Source organism: Ruegeria sp. HKCCA5491 (assembly GCF_013034565.1).
Classification (GTDB): Bacteria; Pseudomonadota; Alphaproteobacteria; order Rhodobacterales; family Rhodobacteraceae; genus Ruegeria.
The window spans coordinates 86,141-102,447 of record NZ_WQGG01000006.1 but is presented as its reverse complement, the minus strand read 5'-3'; the positions used below and the strand labels follow the sequence as shown (position 1 = coordinate 102,447).

The following is a 16,307-nucleotide window of genomic DNA, read 5'->3' as shown; positions in this document are numbered from 1 at the left end:
AGAAGTGTTTAAGCGCTTACCGCGCAGTTCGGATCACAGGCGCGGGCCGTCAACGACGCCCCTCGCGCAACCAACCGCCCAGCAGGAAGCCGCCCGCCAGAAGCAGCACCAACCACGGCGGCAGCAAACCGGCCTGCGTGACGTCCCGAGTTTCATAAGCGTCGCGCGGCGTCAGGCCAATCCAGCCGCGCCCGGATGCCGGTCGTCCCGCACGCACGTTGCGGATCGCGGGCAGGCCGTCCTCCAACTTGATCGCCCCACCGCGCAATTCAGCCAGCAGCGGATCCAGAACGTCCGAGGTTGCGATGGTGCGCTCAAATTCTTTCGGCGCGGCCGGACCTAGCCCGATAACGGCGGACAACTCGCCTTCCTGCAAACGGTAAAGTCCGATTTCCGGCCCAAAATACTGTGCCTCGAACCGGCCGGGGGAAATCATGTCGAGCGTGATGTCCAGCGTTTCCCCATTCGGGCGCGTGACCGTAACTGGACCGACCTCATCCTCAAGGGTCTGCCGAATGATCCGCATGATCTGGCCGTTGGCTTCGGCCCACAGCGCTTCTTCCTCAAGCTCGGGTTCTTTCATCATCCAATGCGCTAGCCGGCGCAGCAGTTCAAGCTGCGGCCCGCCCCCCTCGAACCCACGACTCCAAAGCCACGCATGATCCGAGGCCAGCATTGCCACGCGGCCTTCACCCACACGATCAAGAACCAAAAGCGGCCTGTCTTCAATCCCGGTCATCAGCAACTCGCCCGAGCGGTGCTTTACGTCGATCTGGCGCAACCACGCGCCCCATTGTTCGGAATCGCCAAGATCAGTCGTGACCGGATGGCGATGCCCCAGATCGGTCACCATCGGGACAAAGCGTTCCTCGATCACCCGTGCGGTTGGCTGCGCCGGTAGGATCGGTGCCAGGGGCGAGCGAAAGATACTGTCCGCGCTGGCAAAGTCAGGCCCGGCCGCGATCAGGACGGCACCGCCGTCGTTAATATAGTTGTTGACGTTGTCCAGATAGATCGCAGGTAAAATGCCGCGCCGCTTGTAACGGTCAAAGATGATCAGATCGAAATCGTTAATCTTTTCCAGAAACAGCTCTCGAGTTGGGAACGCGATCAGCGACAACTCATCCACCGGAACGCCGTCCTGTTTCTCAGGTGGTCGCAGGATTGTGAAATGCACCAGATCGACCGAGCTGTCAGACTTCAGCAGGTTGCGCCATGTCCGCCCGCCCGGATGCGGCTCGCCCGATACCAACAGCACGCGCAAACGATCGCGAACACCGTTCATCTGGATCAGCGCCGTGTTGTTTCGGTCTGTCAATTCACCTTCGGCTTCGGGCACCGTGAATTGAATGACATTACGCCCGCCATGGGGCAGGCTGACGGGCAATTCCACGTCGACACCGATAGGGATCGAGAATTGTTGGGGCTCGGCACCGTCGACCGAGATTTCAAGCGGCGCGCTGGTCGCGCCAGCCGGGGCTGCACCGCTATCTTCTACGCGCAAGGTCAGGGTGACCGGCTCACCGATAATGGCAAAGGCGGGGGCATTTCGCACAATCAAGCGGCGGTCCCAGTCGGTGGCGCGCCCGGTTTGCAGCAAATGCATCGGCGCTGGCAGGTCGGGTGCCTGATCTGCATCGTGCACAATCCCGTCGGATACCACAAGAATTCCTGCGATCCGCGCGCGCGGTTCTTCGGCCAACGCCTCGTTCAGCGCAGCCATGACCTGCGTACCTTCGTCGCCGTCGCCATCACCGACTTTGATCCGGCGCAGCTCGGTATTGTCGCGCGACTCGATCTCGGCCGCCAGTTCTTCGGCTGCCAGCGCGGTCTGCTCGGCGCGGTCCGAAAGGGTCTGACTGGCGCTTTCATCCTCGATCATCAACACGATGTCCGTCAGGGGCGCGCGATCCTCGATCTGGTAGACTGGACCAGCCAGCGCACCGATCACGACAAGGGCCGCCAAACCGCGCAGGGCCCAACCTGACAGACCCTGCCAAAGGGCCAGAACCACCCCGGCAAGGGCTACCGCAGCAACGGTGGCCAAAACAGGCCACGGGATCAGGGGATCAAAGATAACGGTTCCTGTCATTGTCCCAACCTGTCCAGCAAGGCAGGCACATGCACCTGATCCGATTTGTAGTTCCCGGTCAGGACATGCATCACCAAATTGACACCAAAGCGATTGGCCAGCTCTCGCTGACGCTCACCTGCATAGCCGCGTCCAACGGGCAACAGGGCCTGTCCGTTGCGGTCAACGGCCCACGCTCCGGCCCAGTCGTTGCCGCCGATCACCACTGGCGTCACGTTATCGTTGAGGTTGCGGAACGGCATCCCCTCGATCTGTTCGGCATCCAGTGGCGCGGCCTCGACCCAGACCTCGGTTCCGGCGTAGCGCCCCGGAAAATCCTGCAGCAGATAGAACGCGCGCGTCAGCACGTGGTCACGCGGGACAGGCTCTAACGAAGGAATATTCAAGGGCGCGGCCAACTGCTGCAATTTGCGTCCATTGGGGCTGGAGGCGCCAAACCGCGCCACATCCGAATCCCGCGTATCAAACAGGATCATCCCACCCGAGCGAAGGTAAGCGTTGAGCTTGGCGTAGGCTTCGGCAGACGGTTGCGGTTGCTGGGGGGTAATGGGCCAGTAGAGCAAAGGGAAAAAGGCCAGCTCATCCCGTTCCAGATCAACGCCGATCGGCTCGGCCGGTTCGACAGACGTGCGATAGAATAGGGTTTGTGCAAGACCCCGCATTCCGGCACCTGCAATGTCATCGACCTGCGCGTCACCCGTCAGGACATGCGCCAGCACCAATTCCTTGGTGGCGTTCAGCGCAAAATCGGTATCCGCGGGCGTCTGCGCGTCTGCTTGGGGCACAAACAGCAAAACTCCGATCGCAGTGGCCGCGGCCTTGGCCAGACCCAACCGTCCTGACAGCGCCAAAGACGCAATGACATCCACCGTCAGCAACAGCAGCGCAAGGCTGAGCAGGATACCTCCGATGGGCGTTTCCGTGCTAATTTCCTGCCCCTTGATAGGCACATCCGGTGGCCAGACCGCAGGGCTAAGCATCGTGTCGCTGGTCAGAATATTCAGCGCCAGCTTTTGCTTGCCGCTTTCGTAAAGCCCCGGACGCAGATCTGGGCCAATTGCACCCGACACAAGATCGACGCCATCAACGCCCGACAGATTGCCGGCATCAGACAAGGTGCCAAACCCATCCATCACCTGAATTGGCTCCCACGTGGTGCCCTGCAACTGGGACTCCTGCCGAGACTTGGCGGCCGAGGCGACGGCCAGCCGATCCAGCATTTCGACAAATAGGCCCGACAGGGGAAGGCTGGACCATTCTGCATCAGCCGTCACGTGGAACAGCACGACCTGACCCAGCCCAAGCGCCTTGCGGGTCACCAATGGCGTGCCGTCCGACAAAGATGCAATCACGCGATCCGCCAAATTAGGGTCTGGTTGCGCCATGACCTGCGTGGTCACAGATACATCTCCGGGGACCTTAAGCCCATAAAACGGTGAGCTTTCGGGGAACGGTGCAAGCCCCTTGGCCTCACCCCAGCTCATCGCGCCGCCAACGGATCGTCCGCCGCTGCGCAGGCGGACAGGCAGCAGGATATCTTCCTCATCACGGCCCAGATCACTGGCGGCCATACGCGGTCCGGCAAAGCGCAACAGCAAGCCACCTTCTTCGACCCATTCAACCAGTGCCGATTGTTCGCCCCCGGACAGTTTGGCGACATCGGCCAGAACGATCACATCCGGGTTGGCCGGCAGTACGTCCAGCAATCCGCCATCAACAAAATCCGCTGTCGGGATCAAAACCTGCGTCAGGTAATGCAACGGTGACAGCAACTCCAAACCTTCGCGGTTCCGCGTCCCGGCGATCAGGGCAACTTCGCGCCGCCGCAGGCTGTCATCGGTCAGTGTCACAGCCCCCGCAGACCGTTCACCTTGAATTTCAAACCGCGTGATCCGCGCGCGCAGTTCTGACGGCAGGGCCAGTTCTATCTGGGCCTGCGTTTCGCCACCTGCAAATTCCACCTCGGCAGATTGAAGAACCCGCATCACCCCGGCCGGGTCGCGGCCCTGCGCCAGAACCGTGATGCGTTCAGCCGGGCCCGCCTCGGCCCGTTGCGCGGTCAATTGAATGACGCCATCCTGATAGCCAGCCGGCAATAGTCCAACAACCGAGGATGGCGACTGATACACAGTGACACCCCCGCGCGCCTGCAAAGCCGCAAGGATCGTTTCGCTGCGATCATATGCCAGACGGTCACTGAACCAATGCGTTTCAAATTCACCTTCAACCTCATCCAGCGCGGCCAAAGCCTGTTCAATCTGCGGCAGCGTAGGCTGCCATGGCATCGGAACCAGCCCAGGCAATCGACCGCTCCACGCCTCGGCGGCCTGAAAGACAGGGACTTCGGGAACCGTCAGGTTAAGGATCGCGACCGTGCGCCCGGCACGCCCGGCCTCGGTCAGTTGCGCGTCGATCTGGTCCAGCGTCGAAGACCAACGGGATGCGCCCGCCCAGCTTCCGTCCAGCACCAACATCAATGGCCCTGATCCGGCTTGCTCTCGGGACGGGTTCAGAACCGGGCCAGCCAACCCGATGATAATCGCCGCCGCTGCCAGCATGCGCAAAAGCAGCAACCACCACGGGGTGCGGTCCGAAACGCTTTCTTCATCCTTCAACCCAAGCAGTAGTGTGACCGCCGGAAACAGTCTGCGGATCGGCGCTGGTGGCACGGCGCGCAGGATCAGCCACAGGATCGGAAGGGTCAAAAGACCCAGCAACACCCACGGTGCGGTAAATCCAATGCCCGCCAGAACCGTCATGCCGTTCCCCCGTCCAGCGCACGATAGAGCCACAACAGAGCCGCTTGCGCGCTGTCACCCGTGTGGTGCAGACCAAGCTGCCATCCGGTCGCGCGACACAGTTGCGTCAGCGCGTCCTTGCGACTGGCGAGACGCTCTAGATAGCGGTCCCGCAACTCTCCGGCCTTGAGGGTTTCGTGTCGCGCTGTGCCGCCAACGCTTTCAAATATGGTCCGCCCGCGATAGGGAAAGCTTTCCTCGGTTGGGTCCAGAACCTGCAACAGGACACCGCGCACGCCCCGGTCGGCGGCTTTGGTCAGGGCCAGTTCGACCTCATCCATCGGCCCGAGGAAATCGGAAATGAAGACGGCACGCGCATGTGGGATCATGGCCCTATGTTCGGGCGGGGCGTAATCGGCTGCGGCATCTTCGGACCAAGCCTGCGCCAGCCGCACGATTTGCGCGTTGCCGCGCCGGGGCGGAAGGGTTGTTCCGGTCAGTCCGACACGTTCCCCGCCGCGCACCAGCAGGATCGCCGTTGACAGACCAAGCAGGCGCGCCCGGTCCGCTTTGGTGTGCAGGGATTTGTCGGACGCAAACCGCATCGACGCTCCCTGATCGACCCAGAGCATCACCGATTGCGCGATCTGCCACTCGCGTTCACGCACGAATTGCTGATCCCCCCGCGCAGACCGCCGGTGGTCGATCATCCGACGACTATCTCCGATCTGCGCCGGTCGGTACTGCCAGAAATCATCACCCAGACCGGACCGCCTCCGTCCGTGATCACCCAGCAGGACGGTTCCCGCCAGATGTTCGGCCCGCGCCAACAGGGGCGGCAGCCGGGACGCCTCGGCCTCGGATCTTTCACGAAGGGTCAGCGCGGCATTCACGCTGCAGCCTCGGTGCGGATCAAGCCGGCAGCAGTGCTTTCGATCAGCTCAGCTAGGCTGTCCCCGCGTGCACGCGCCGCAAAGTTCAACGCCATCCGGTGGCTGAGGACTGGGCGGGCCATGTCCAGCACGTCCTCGGCATTAGGGGCCAATCGCCCCTGCAGCATCGCCCGCGCCCGCACCGTCATCATCAGCGCCTGCGCCGCACGTGGACCCGGCCCCCATGCAACGGTTTCGGCAACACGCTCAGACACACCCGCCTCATCCGGGCGGAAGGCACGAACCAGATCGAGGATCAGTTCAACGACCGAGTCGCCCACCGGCATCCGGCGCAAAAGAACCTGCGCAGCCAGCAATTCCTCTTTGGTGAAAATCTCATGCGCGTCGTCTTCCTCGACACCCGTGGTGGCCAGCAGAATGTCACGCTCGGTTTGGCGATCAGGGTATTCCACGTCAATCTGGACAAGGAAGCGGTCCAACTGCGCCTCGGGCAGCGGATAGGTGCCCTCTTGCTCAATGGGGTTCTGCGTTGCGAGCACGTGAAACGGTGTTCCAAGAGAACGATCTTCGCCCGCCACCGTCACCGTGCGTTCCTGCATCGCCTGCAACAGCGCCGATTGGGTCCGAGGGCTGGCGCGGTTGATCTCGTCTGCCATCAGCAACTGGCAAAAGATCGGGCCAGAAATGAACCGGAAATGGCGGCTGCCATCTTCGGCGGTATCCAGAACCTCGGACCCCAGAATATCGGCAGGCATCAGGTCCGGCGTGAATTGGATGCGGTTGCCGTGCAAGCCCATCACGGTCGACAGCGTTTCAACCAGTCGCGTCTTGCCCAGACCGGGCAGACCGATCAGCAACGCATGCCCGCCGCACAGCAGCGCGGTCAGGGTCAGGTCCACGACCCGTTCCTGTCCGATAAAGCGGCGGGTGATCGAGGACTTGGCCTCTTGCAGTTTGGTTTCCAGCGCTTCGATCTCGGACACGAGGTCGGCAGGTTCGGTCATGACTTTCCCTTCCGTGGACTAATATGGTTGAAGTGTATCGCGCGAAAAGGAAATGGCAAAAGTAATGAGCGGACAAAAACCTGTGACACCCTCTCCTGATGGCATTGCGGCATCAGTCAAAGCCGCCAAAACCAAGGGCTTGCCCCCGGTTCACCTGTGGAATCCTCCGTTTTGTGGCGATCTGGACATCCATATCGCCAAAGATGGCTCTTGGTCTTATCTAGGGTCACCGATCAACCGGTTCGAGCTTGTGAAGTTATTTTCCTCAATTCTTAAGAAAGAAGAGGGGAAATATTATCTTGTCACCCCGGTCGAAAAGGTGGGAATCACCGTCGAGGACGCGCCCTTCGTCGCGGTCGATTTCGATGCGACGGGCACCGGCGCGGCGCAGGTGCTGACTTTCACGACACATGTCGGCGATACCGCCATCGCAGGGCCAGATCACCCGATCCGCATTGTTATCGACCCTGAAACAGATGAACCCGCGCCCTACATATTGGTGCGTGCCAACCTCGAAGCGCGGATCGACCGCAAAAGTTTCTACCGGCTGGTCGACATTGCCGAACACAATGATGATTGGTTCGGCGTCTGGTCAGATGGACAGTTTTTCCCCCTGATCCGGTCCGAGGACTTGCCGGACTAAGCCCGGCGCACCACCCGACGATCTTGCGCCAGCACCACGGCCACAGCCACGATCCCCGCGCCCAGCGCGCGAGTCCAGTTCCACTCGTCCCCCAGCACAAGCATGATCAACATCACGTAAAACGGCGCGATGTTGATGTGGAACGACGCCAGCGCCACGCCGATTTTCCCGACCGAGGCGATAAAGAACACCTGACTCAGCCCCATCGAGATCAGCGCATAGATCACCAGCATTCCCGCTTGCTGCATATCAACCGGAGCCGTGGGGATGACATCCATACCCAACTGCCCTGCCGTGAAGAACAGAAAGAAGGCCACGACCAACCCGCCCACGAATGTAATGGTACTGCGCCCGGTCTGGCTGAGTTCTGGAAAATCCCGCGCGGTTGCCATGCTGGCCCAGCAGAACAACCCCGTCGACACAATGGCACACCCTGCGCCAAGCCCTAGTTGAGCGGGGGCCACCGCGCTGGTTGCGATTAACCCACCGATGATCGACACTATGACTCCGATGGCAAAATTCCACCGCAAACGTCGCGTACCCGTCGCCAGCTCCAACAGAGTCGCAAACAAGGGCGCGCACGAGGCGATGATGGCCACGGTCACCGGGTCGGTCAGCTTTTGCGCCAGAATGATCAGGAACATCCCAGCGCCCAGCGTTCCACCGACCAGCATCGCATGCCCCCAACGGGCGCGCAGTACGCGGGTCGGCCCGTCAAACAACACCCAGATCGGCACCATCACCAACACCGCAATCGCCAGTCGCGCCACCAAGAGCGCGACGGGGGGCCAGCTTTGCAACAGCACCTCGGCCGCCGGAAACCCGGCTGCCCATGTCAGCATGCTTGCCACCGCCAAGCCATTGCCGGGCAAGGCAGAACTGCGCCCGGCAGACACAGAAAGAGTGTTCCCGCGCACGGGGTCAGGGCTCATTGCCATGGTGTCAGACCTTTTGTTGGAACGGCGACCGAAAATGATTCGCCGCATTGTCCCGAATGTCTCTGAATTGCCCCGGGCGATCTGGCCGATTTTCGACAATCTGTCGTTTTCAGTCCCTTTCCCTGAAATCACCCGACAGCTAAGGTCCGGTCACCAAAAACCCGGACCTGCCAATGCCCAAATTTGCCGCCAATATCTCGCTGCTGTTTGCAGAACTTCCCTATCTCGACCGGTTTCAGGCGGCAGCAGAAGCCGGGTTTCAAGCCGTTGAGATTTTGTTTCCCTATGATCTGGCCGCCAAGGAAACGCGGCGGGCCTTGCTGTCCAATGGGTTGGACCTTGTCCTGATCAACGCGCCGCCACCAAATTACACGGGCGGACAGCCGGGCTATGCAGCAATCCCCGGCGGCGAAGCGCGGTTCCAATCGGATATTCGTCGCGTGATGCGTTACGCCGATGTACTGAAACCGGGGCTGATCCACATCATGTCGGGCTATGCCTCGAGCCGCGATGCGCTGGACTGTTTCGTGGAGAACCTGAAATGGGCTGCCGATTTCGCACCCCTGCAACAGTTCACGATTGAGCCGCTGAACCCAGTTTCGCAGCCAGACTATTTCCTGAACGACTACGATCTGGCTGCTGATGTTCTGAACCGCGTAGACCGCCCCAATATCGGGCTGCAATTCGACAGCTTTCACGCCCATATGATTCACGGCGATGCACTGGACGTGTGGAGCAGGTTCAATGCCAACGTGGTCCACGCTCAAGTTGGCGCGGCACCAGACCGATCAGAACCCGGGCGCGGGCCAACCGATTTTCCTGCCCTGTTCAGCGCGATGGATGATGCAGGATACGCAGGATGGGTCAGCGCCGAATACGTGCCCTCAACACCGCAAACGATCAACAGCTTGAAGTGGATGCGCGCCTAGCTCTGGCATTTGCGTTATAAATACCGCAGATGAAAGAAACCGAGACCATAGGATTCGATCAATGCTCCCTGCCCGCTATGCCCGCGCTCTGTTCAGCCTGATCATGTCGGGCCTGATGTCCTGCATCGTCACAGGCATCGCCACGGTTAAGGCGATCGGGTTGGGGCCAAACACGGCGGGCGACTGGATGGCATCCTGGGCTTTTTGCTGGCCGATCGCGTTCTCGGTTATCTTGATTCTCGGCCCCACAGTGCAACGGCTGGTCAATCGCCTAGTCAGGCCGCAGGACTGACCCGCTGCGAAGAGGACCTATTAGGCCTGATGAGCAGCGCGCCCTTAATGCGCCTCGGCCCAGTTGGCCCCCTGCCCGGCATCCACGCTCAGCTTGACATCCAGTTTCACCGCCGGATCAGACGCGCCTTCCATCACGTCGCGCGCCACGCCGATCACCTGATCCACCGCATCCTCGGCCACTTCGAACAGCAATTCGTCATGCACCTGCAACAGCATCTTGGCGGGTAGCCCGTTGATCGCATCCGGCATCCGCACCATCGCGCGCCGGATCACATCCGCCGCTGTCCCCTGAATCGGCGCGTTGATCGCCGCCCGGCGCGAAAACCCAGCATGCGGCCCCTTGGCGTTGATCTCGGGCGTGTGGATCTTGCGGCCAAACAGCGTCTGGACATAGCCATGCTCTTTGGCAAAGGCGACAGTGTCATCCATATAGGCTCTGATACCTGGAAAACGCTCGAAATAGCGGTCGATAAAGCCCTGCGCCTCAGCCCGTGGAATGCGCAGGTTACGCGCCAGACCAAAGCCTGAAATCCCGTAGATCACACCAAAATTGATTGCCTTGGCCTGACGACGAATATCCGGCGTCATCTCGTCCAATGGCACATCGAACATCTCGGAGGCGGTCATGGCGTGAATGTCCAATCCATCCGAAAACGCCTGTTTCAGGGTCGAAATGTCAGCGATATGGGCCAGAATCCGCAGCTCGATCTGGCTATAGTCGAGGCTGACCATCACATTGCCCGGCTCGGCGATAAACGCTTCACGAATGCGGCGGCCTTCTTCGGTGCGCACCGGAATATTTTGCAGGTTCGGATCGGTCGAGGCCAAACGGCCCGTGTTGGCCCCCGTGATTGAATAAGACGTATGTACCCGGCCCGTATCGGGGTTGATATGGGTTTGCAGCGCATCCGTATAGGTCGATTTCAGCTTGGACAACTGCCGCCAATCCAGCACCCGGCGGGGCAGTTCATGCTCGGTGGCGAGGTCTTCGAGAATATCCGCCCCGGTCGAGTATTTCCCGGTTTTACCCTTTTTTCCGCCCTCAAGTCCCATCTTGTCGAACAGAATCTCACCCAGTTGCGCGGGCGAGCCGACATTGAAGTTCTCACCGGCCAGTTCGTGAATTTCAGCCTCTAACCCGGCCATTTTCTGCGCAAAGGCGTTGGACATGCGCGACAGCACATCGCGGTCCACCTTGATCCCGTGCATCTCCATTTCCTTGAGGACCGGCACAAGAGGACGCTCCAGCGTTTCATAAACTGTCGTCACTTGCACCTGATGCAGTTGCGGCTTGAACAGCTTCCACAAGCGCAGCGTGATATCCGCATCCTCGGCGGCGTAATCGGTGGCCTCATCAATCGGCACCTTGTCGAAGGTGATGGCCGATTTGCCGGACCCTAGCAGCGGTTTGATCGGAATCGGCGTGTGGTTCAGGTAACGCTCGGACAGCGTATCCATACCGTGCCCATGTTTGCCGCCATGCATCGCATAAGACATCAGCATCGTATCGTCGATCGGTGCCACGTCCACACCATAGCGCGCGAATATTTTGGCGTCATACTTCATGTTCTGTCCAATCTTCAGGATCGACGGATCCTGAAGCATAGGTTTCAGCAGTATTAGAGCCTCATTTAACGGCATCTGCCCCTCGGCCAGTGCGTCTGAGCCGAAAAGATCATCAGCGGCTCCGTCGCTGTGGGTTAGCGGGATGTAACAGGCCGAGCCCGCCTCAACGCACAGCGAAATGCCCACCAGATCGGCGATCATTTCGTTCAATCCGGTGGTCTCGGTATCGACGGCTACCCAACCGGATTCATAGATGCGGTCGATCCACGCCTGCAGCGCTGCTGCATCCCGAACGCACTCGTATTTCGCGGCGTCAAAGGAGATATCCTCGGCCTCAGATACAACCTCGGGCGCGGGGGCATCGGCGATCACCGGGGCCTCGGCCCCCAGCTTGTCGGCAATGCGTTTGGTAAGGGTGCGGAACTCCATATCCGCCAGAAAACCCAGCAGCGTGTCTGGCTCGGGGTCCTTCACTTCAAGATCGTCCAGCGTGAAGTCCAGCGGGGTGTTTTCGTCCAACTGCACCAGCTTTTTCGACAGCTCAATCTGGTCGCGCTTTTCGATCAGGGTCTGGCGGCGTTTGGGCTGCTTGATCTCTTCTGCGCGGTCCAGCAGCGTTTCCAGATCGCCATATTCGTTGATCAGCAAGGCGGCGGTCTTGACTCCAATGCCCGGAGCGCCCGGCACGTTATCCACGCTGTCGCCTGCCAGCGCCTGCACATCGACCACCCGTTCGGGTCCGACGCCGAATTTCTCGAACACACCATCACGGTCGATACGTTTATTCTTCATCGCGTCCAGCATTTCCACGCCGCCGCCAACTAACTGCATTAAGTCCTTGTCGGAACTGACAATCGTCACGCGCCCACCCGCGTCACGCGCCTGAACGGCCAGCGTGGCGATGATGTCGTCGGCCTCATACCCCTCCAACTCCTTGCAGGCGATGTTGAAGGCGCGAGTGGCTTCACGGGTCAGAGGCATCTGCGGTCGCAGGTCCTCAGGCATGGCCTCGCGGTTGGCTTTGTACAGGTCATAAAGATCATTGCGGAACGTGTGCGAGCCCTTGTCGAAAATCACCGCCACATGGGTCGGCGCGTCGGGTCCGGCGTTCCCCTCGACATATTTCTGCAGCATGTTGCAGAACCCCGAAACGGCGCCGATCGGCAGCCCATCGGATTTGCGCGTCAGCGGGGGCAGAGCGTGATAGGCCCTGAAAATAAAGGCCGATCCATCGATCAGATGCAGGTGACATCCTTTTCCGAAATTGCTCATGCGCGCTCTCCCTGTCGGTCAGGGATGGTTCTGCCACAGGGCCGCGCGCGTGACCAGTCAGGAACGCGGCTTATCCACCAAACAGACCGCTGAAAACGTCCGAGAAACTGTTCAGCAGCGCCATGATAACCAGCACACCGAGGAAGGCAAAAAATGCAAAGGCAAAGAACTGAAACAGGATCGCGCCCACACCGATGACAACGCCTGCAATAGCCGGGCGTCTCTTTTCGTGACGCAGGATACCAACAACGGACAAAACAATTGCCAACCCGCCCAACATGGCGACCCCGATACGCAGGAAATCGTCCAGATCACGGGCCTGCGCCACCGGTTCGGGCTGCTCAATCCCGGCCGCGGCGCGCAGCGTGGATTTACCGATCTCGGCCGCCAATTCCCCCAAAGAAACCCCGGTGGATTGCTGCGGCGCGAACGGTCCTGCCCAGAACACAAATAGCGCTGCAAACAGCGCAATCGACGCAAGGCTAAACCCTGTCCAACCAAAAACAGGATTTGCTGTGTCAGTAGCGTGAAGGTCAGTCATCACTCTCACCCGGGCTGGTTCCGGTCGAGCCTTAGAACAAAAAACGCGGCGAGATTTTGGCGTTCATTCTTTGTAAGGGCGATCAGCCCTGATCTGTGCCCTTCAGGACATATTTGCAATCGCAATAGGGGCATTCGACCCAACCGGTATCCTCGGGGATTTGCAGCCACACGCGCGGATGGCCCAACGCGCCTTCGCCGCCGTCACAGGCAACTCGGGTGGTTTCCACGATCTTGGTTTCCGGCGCTTCGATGGTCACGGCTGGCGATCCTTCTTCGGTTGTCGGCCTCGCGGGGCATGTGTGACTGCGTTTATGAGCGATGCGCAAACCGGGGGCAAGTGCCGCGTGTGAGATGCGGCAATCAGGATCAACTGTGACCTGGCAAAGCCAAGCGACCCGCTTCCTGCGCAAAGGACTCGAAAAAGAACAAAACGTGAATATAATATGGAATCGCCATGTATGCCGAATTGTCGATCACGTCGAACTTCACCTTTCTCACCGGGGCATCCCACCCCGAGGAATACATGGAGCGCGCCGTGATGCTGGGCCTGCCTGCCATTGCGATTGCCGATGACAACTCGGTGGCCGGGATCGTACGCGCCCATACTCAAGCGCGCGAGATCGCCCGAAAGGTGCGCGAACGTGTGGAATGGGAAGGGCAGAACACGCCCATAGGCCCAACCTGCCCCGATCATATCCCCAAACCACCCTCATATCTGATCCGCGCGGTGCCGCGCCTGATCCCTGCGGCACGGCTGATCTTCACCGACGCGCCCACCGTCACCGCCCTGCCGCTGAACCGGCAGGGTTGGGGCAACCTGTGCCGTATCCTGTCTGCGGGCCGTCTGCGGGCCGAGAAAGGCGACTGTATCCTGCACCTGTCCGACCTGATGGAATTCTCTGACGGTCTCCACCTGCTGCTCTGGCCACAACCGACCCCGTCACAGGGCGGCGCGAGCCCTTGGCGGACACAGGCACAACGGTTGACGCGCCGCTTTGGCAGGCGGATGCATCTGTTGATGCATCCCCGGTATGACGGTGCAGACAGTGCGTATTTCTCTTTATTAGAGACTGAATCAAAGCAACTTGGCATCCCCACAATCGCCAGTGCCGCGCCGATGATGCACCACGGGGCCCGTCGCAAGCTGGCCGATGTGCTGACCGCCATCCGCCTGCGCCGCAAGGTCGATGATTTGGGCCGCGACGCGCTGGCCAATGGCGAACAGCGCCTACGGTCCGAGGCCGAGATGTTACGTATCTTCAAGAATCATGAAGGCGCCATCACCCGCGCCCATATGCTCAGCGAACAGCTGCAATTCTCGCTGGATGAGCTGCGCTATGAATACCCCAGCGAGGGCAGCGATCAGGAAACCCCGACCCAGCGCCTGCACCGTCTAGCGCATGAAGGGTTGAAATGGCGTTATCCGGCTGGGGCCTCGGAAAAAGCCAAAAAGATGCTGGCGCACGAGCTGACCCTGATCGGCAAGCTGAAATATGAGCCCTACTTCCTGACCGTCCGCGACATCGTTCATTTCGCCCGCTCGCGCGATATCCTGTGTCAGGGACGCGGATCTGCGGCCAATTCGGTGGTCTGCTTCTGTCTCGGCATCACCGAGGTCAGCCCCGAGATGGGTACGATGGTGTTCGAGCGCTTCGTGTCCGAGGCGCGCGATGAACCGCCCGATATCGACGTCGATTTCGAACATGAACGCCGCGAAGAGGTGATCCAGCACATCTATGACCGCTATGGCCGCCACCGCGCAGGGCTATGCGCCACCGTGATCCATTATCGCGGCAAGCGTGCGATCCGCGAGGTCGGGCGCGCCATGGGCCTGACCGAAGACACGATCTCGGCCCTGTCCTCGCAGCTATGGGGGTTCTTCTCAGCCAAGGGACTTGAGGCCGAACGGATGCGCGAGATCGGCCTTGATCCCGAGGATCGCCGCCTAAAGCAGACTCTAATGCTGGTCTATGAGATCGACGGCTTCCCCCGGCATCTCTCGCAACATGTGGGTGGTTTCATCATCACCGAAGGACGCCTGGACGAGCTTGTCCCCATCGAAAACGCCACGATGGAGGACCGCACAGTCATCTGTTGGGACAAGGGCGATATCGACAGTCTGGGTATTCTGAAGGTCGATGTCCTCAGCCTTGGGATGCTGACCTGTATCCGTAAGGCATTCGATCTGATCACACAGCACCACCAGACCGGCTATACCCTTGCCACCCTGCCGCCCGAGGATCCCGAGGTCTACGATATGCTGTGCAAAGCGGACTCGGTGGGGGTGTTTCAGGTGGAATCACGTGCTCAGATGAACTTCCTGCCCCGGATGCGGCCCCGCACTTTCTATGATCTGGTGATCGAGGTCGCCATCATCCGCCCCGGCCCGATTCAGGGCGACATGGTCCACCCCTATATCCGCCGCCGGAACGGAGAAGAAGAGGTCAGCTTCCCCTCGGACGCATTGGGTGAGGTGTTGGGTAAAACACTGGGCGTGCCGCTGTTTCAGGAACAGGCGATGCAGATCGCCATCGTCGGCGCGGGCTTCACCCCGGAACAGGCGGACCGGCTGCGCCGATCGCTGGCCACGTTCAAAAAGCACGGCAATGTCAGCGAATTCCGCGCGCTTTTCCTGCGCGGGATGAAGCGCAACGGTTACGAACAGGATTTCGCCGAGCGGTGTTTTTCACAGATCGAGGGCTTCGGCTCTTACGGCTTCCCAGAAAGCCACGCGGCCAGTTTTGCGCTGTTGGTCTATGCCTCAGCCTGGATCAAATGCCACCATCCGGGCATCTTCGCCTGCGCACTGCTGAACTCGCAGCCAATGGGCTTTTATGCCCCTGCCCAGATCGTGCGGGATGCCCGCGAACACGGGGTGCAGGTGCGGCCGGTCTGCATCAATGCCAGCTTCTGGGACAATGTGATGGAACCCGACGGTCATGGTGGGCTGGCCCTGCGGCTGGGGTTCCGCCAGATCAAGGGCCTCAGCGAGGAGGACGCCAGTTGGCTGACCGCCGCGCGGGGCAACGGCTACACTCAGGTGGATGACGTCTGGCGCCGCGCAGGCTTGGGGCCATCGGTGATCGAACGTCTGGCCGAGGCCGATGCCTTCGCCGCCTGCGATCTGACCCGGCGCGAGGCTCTGTGGCAGGCCAAGGCGATTGCGACCGCGAAACCCCTGCCGCTGTTCTCACAGGATCTGGAAGGCGAGACGCTGGATGAACCCGCAGCCTACCTGCCGCAGATGACATTGGGCGAACAGGTGGTCGAGGATTACGTCGCCACCCGTCTCAGCCTGAAGGCGCATCCGGTGGCCCTGATCCGACATCTGCTGACGCCCGAGCCGCGCGACAAAACCACACCTGTTGCCTGACCTCCGCCCCGGATATGCCCCG

General features: G+C 60.5%; 12 protein-coding genes. 4 read left to right on the top strand and 8 right to left on the bottom strand.

Going from position 1 to position 16,307, the window contains the following annotated elements:
* Window positions 1–49 precede the first annotated feature (49 nt).
* From GOV88_RS09825 to GOV88_RS09810, 4 genes are read right to left on the bottom strand one after another with little or no spacing between them, the layout of a single operon-like run.
* Entirely contained in the window at window positions 50–2,092 is a 2,043-nt protein-coding gene (locus GOV88_RS09825) for a hypothetical protein (protein WP_171240301.1), read from the bottom strand.
* Entirely contained in the window at window positions 2,089–4,851 is a 2,763-nt protein-coding gene (locus tag GOV88_RS09820; RefSeq protein WP_171240300.1) for a DUF4159 domain-containing protein, read from the bottom strand. Before GOV88_RS09820 ends, GOV88_RS09825 begins: the two co-directional genes overlap by 4 nt.
* Window positions 4,848–5,723, bottom strand: a complete 876-nt coding sequence (locus GOV88_RS09815; protein ID WP_171240299.1) for a DUF58 domain-containing protein — start codon at window positions 5,721–5,723, stop codon at window positions 4,848–4,850. The genes GOV88_RS09820 and GOV88_RS09815 overlap by 4 nt, the downstream gene beginning before the upstream one ends.
* The gene (locus GOV88_RS09810) at window positions 5,720–6,727 is read right to left on the bottom strand and encodes a MoxR family ATPase (RefSeq protein ID WP_171123099.1); all 1,008 of its coding nucleotides are present in this window, start codon (window positions 6,725–6,727) and stop codon (window positions 5,720–5,722) included. Before GOV88_RS09810 ends, GOV88_RS09815 begins: the two co-directional genes overlap by 4 nt.
* 64 nt (window positions 6,728–6,791) lie before the next feature.
* Here GOV88_RS09810 and GOV88_RS09805 point away from each other — a divergent pair, with 64 nt between their 5' ends.
* The gene (locus GOV88_RS09805) at window positions 6,792–7,370 is read left to right on the top strand and encodes a DUF1285 domain-containing protein (protein ID WP_171123101.1); all 579 of its coding nucleotides are present in this window, start codon (window positions 6,792–6,794) and stop codon (window positions 7,368–7,370) included.
* Here the strand turns inward: GOV88_RS09805 and GOV88_RS09800 are convergent.
* Window positions 7,367–8,302, bottom strand: coding sequence for a DMT family transporter (locus tag GOV88_RS09800; protein WP_254428741.1), 936 nt, complete (start codon window positions 8,300–8,302; stop codon window positions 7,367–7,369). The genes GOV88_RS09805 and GOV88_RS09800 overlap by 4 nt on opposite strands.
* 179 nt (window positions 8,303–8,481) lie before the next feature.
* Here GOV88_RS09800 and GOV88_RS09795 point away from each other — a divergent pair, with 179 nt between their 5' ends.
* Window positions 8,482–9,237, top strand: coding sequence for a hydroxypyruvate isomerase family protein (locus GOV88_RS09795; RefSeq protein WP_171240298.1), 756 nt, complete (start codon window positions 8,482–8,484; stop codon window positions 9,235–9,237).
* 61 nt (window positions 9,238–9,298) lie between these two features.
* The gene (locus tag GOV88_RS09790; protein WP_171240297.1) at window positions 9,299–9,529 is read left to right on the top strand and encodes a DUF2798 domain-containing protein; all 231 of its coding nucleotides are present in this window, start codon (window positions 9,299–9,301) and stop codon (window positions 9,527–9,529) included.
* A 44-nt stretch (window positions 9,530–9,573) separates the two neighbouring features.
* Here the strand turns inward: GOV88_RS09790 and polA are convergent, their stop codons facing one another.
* The 3 genes from polA to GOV88_RS09775 all read right to left on the bottom strand — a co-directional run bounded on the left by polA (window position 9,574) and on the right by GOV88_RS09775 (window position 13,169).
* Window positions 9,574–12,369, bottom strand: a complete 2,796-nt coding sequence (polA, locus tag GOV88_RS09785) for a DNA polymerase I (protein ID WP_171240296.1) — start codon at window positions 12,367–12,369, stop codon at window positions 9,574–9,576.
* A gap of 70 nt (window positions 12,370–12,439) precedes the next feature.
* Entirely contained in the window at window positions 12,440–12,910 is a 471-nt protein-coding gene (locus GOV88_RS09780; RefSeq protein WP_171240295.1) for a hypothetical protein, read from the bottom strand.
* An 82-nt stretch (window positions 12,911–12,992) separates the two neighbouring features.
* The gene (locus GOV88_RS09775) at window positions 12,993–13,169 is read right to left on the bottom strand and encodes a zinc-finger domain-containing protein (RefSeq protein WP_171123113.1); all 177 of its coding nucleotides are present in this window, start codon (window positions 13,167–13,169) and stop codon (window positions 12,993–12,995) included.
* A gap of 197 nt (window positions 13,170–13,366) precedes the next feature.
* Between GOV88_RS09775 and GOV88_RS09770 the strand changes: the two genes are divergently transcribed.
* Complete coding sequence (locus GOV88_RS09770) at window positions 13,367–16,285, top strand: error-prone DNA polymerase (RefSeq protein ID WP_171240294.1); 2,919 nt, start codon at window positions 13,367–13,369, stop codon at window positions 16,283–16,285.
* The last annotated feature ends 22 nt before the right edge of the window (window positions 16,286–16,307 follow it).

Excerpts from the sequence above, each read along its gene's own strand:
- GOV88_RS09810 (WP_171123099.1), bottom strand. The coding sequence starts at position 6,727 with ATGACCGAACCTGCCGACCTCGTGTCCGAGATCGAAGCGCTGGAAACC.
- GOV88_RS09770 (WP_171240294.1), top strand. The coding sequence starts at position 13,367 with ATGTATGCCGAATTGTCGATCACGTCGAACTTCACCTTTCTCACCGGG.
- GOV88_RS09790 (WP_171240297.1), top strand. The coding sequence starts at position 9,299 with ATGCTCCCTGCCCGCTATGCCCGCGCTCTGTTCAGCCTGATCATGTCG.
- GOV88_RS09800 (WP_254428741.1), bottom strand. The coding sequence starts at position 8,302 with ATGAGCCCTGACCCCGTGCGCGGGAACACTCTTTCTGTGTCTGCCGGG.
- GOV88_RS09820 (WP_171240300.1), bottom strand. The coding sequence starts at position 4,851 with ATGACGGTTCTGGCGGGCATTGGATTTACCGCACCGTGGGTGTTGCTG.
- GOV88_RS09805 (WP_171123101.1), top strand. The coding sequence starts at position 6,792 with ATGAGCGGACAAAAACCTGTGACACCCTCTCCTGATGGCATTGCGGCA.
- GOV88_RS09825 (WP_171240301.1), bottom strand. The coding sequence starts at position 2,092 with ATGACAGGAACCGTTATCTTTGATCCCCTGATCCCGTGGCCTGTTTTG.
- polA (WP_171240296.1), bottom strand. The coding sequence starts at position 12,369 with ATGAGCAATTTCGGAAAAGGATGTCACCTGCATCTGATCGATGGATCG.
- GOV88_RS09780 (WP_171240295.1), bottom strand. The coding sequence starts at position 12,910 with ATGACTGACCTTCACGCTACTGACACAGCAAATCCTGTTTTTGGTTGG.
- GOV88_RS09795 (WP_171240298.1), top strand. The coding sequence starts at position 8,482 with ATGCCCAAATTTGCCGCCAATATCTCGCTGCTGTTTGCAGAACTTCCC.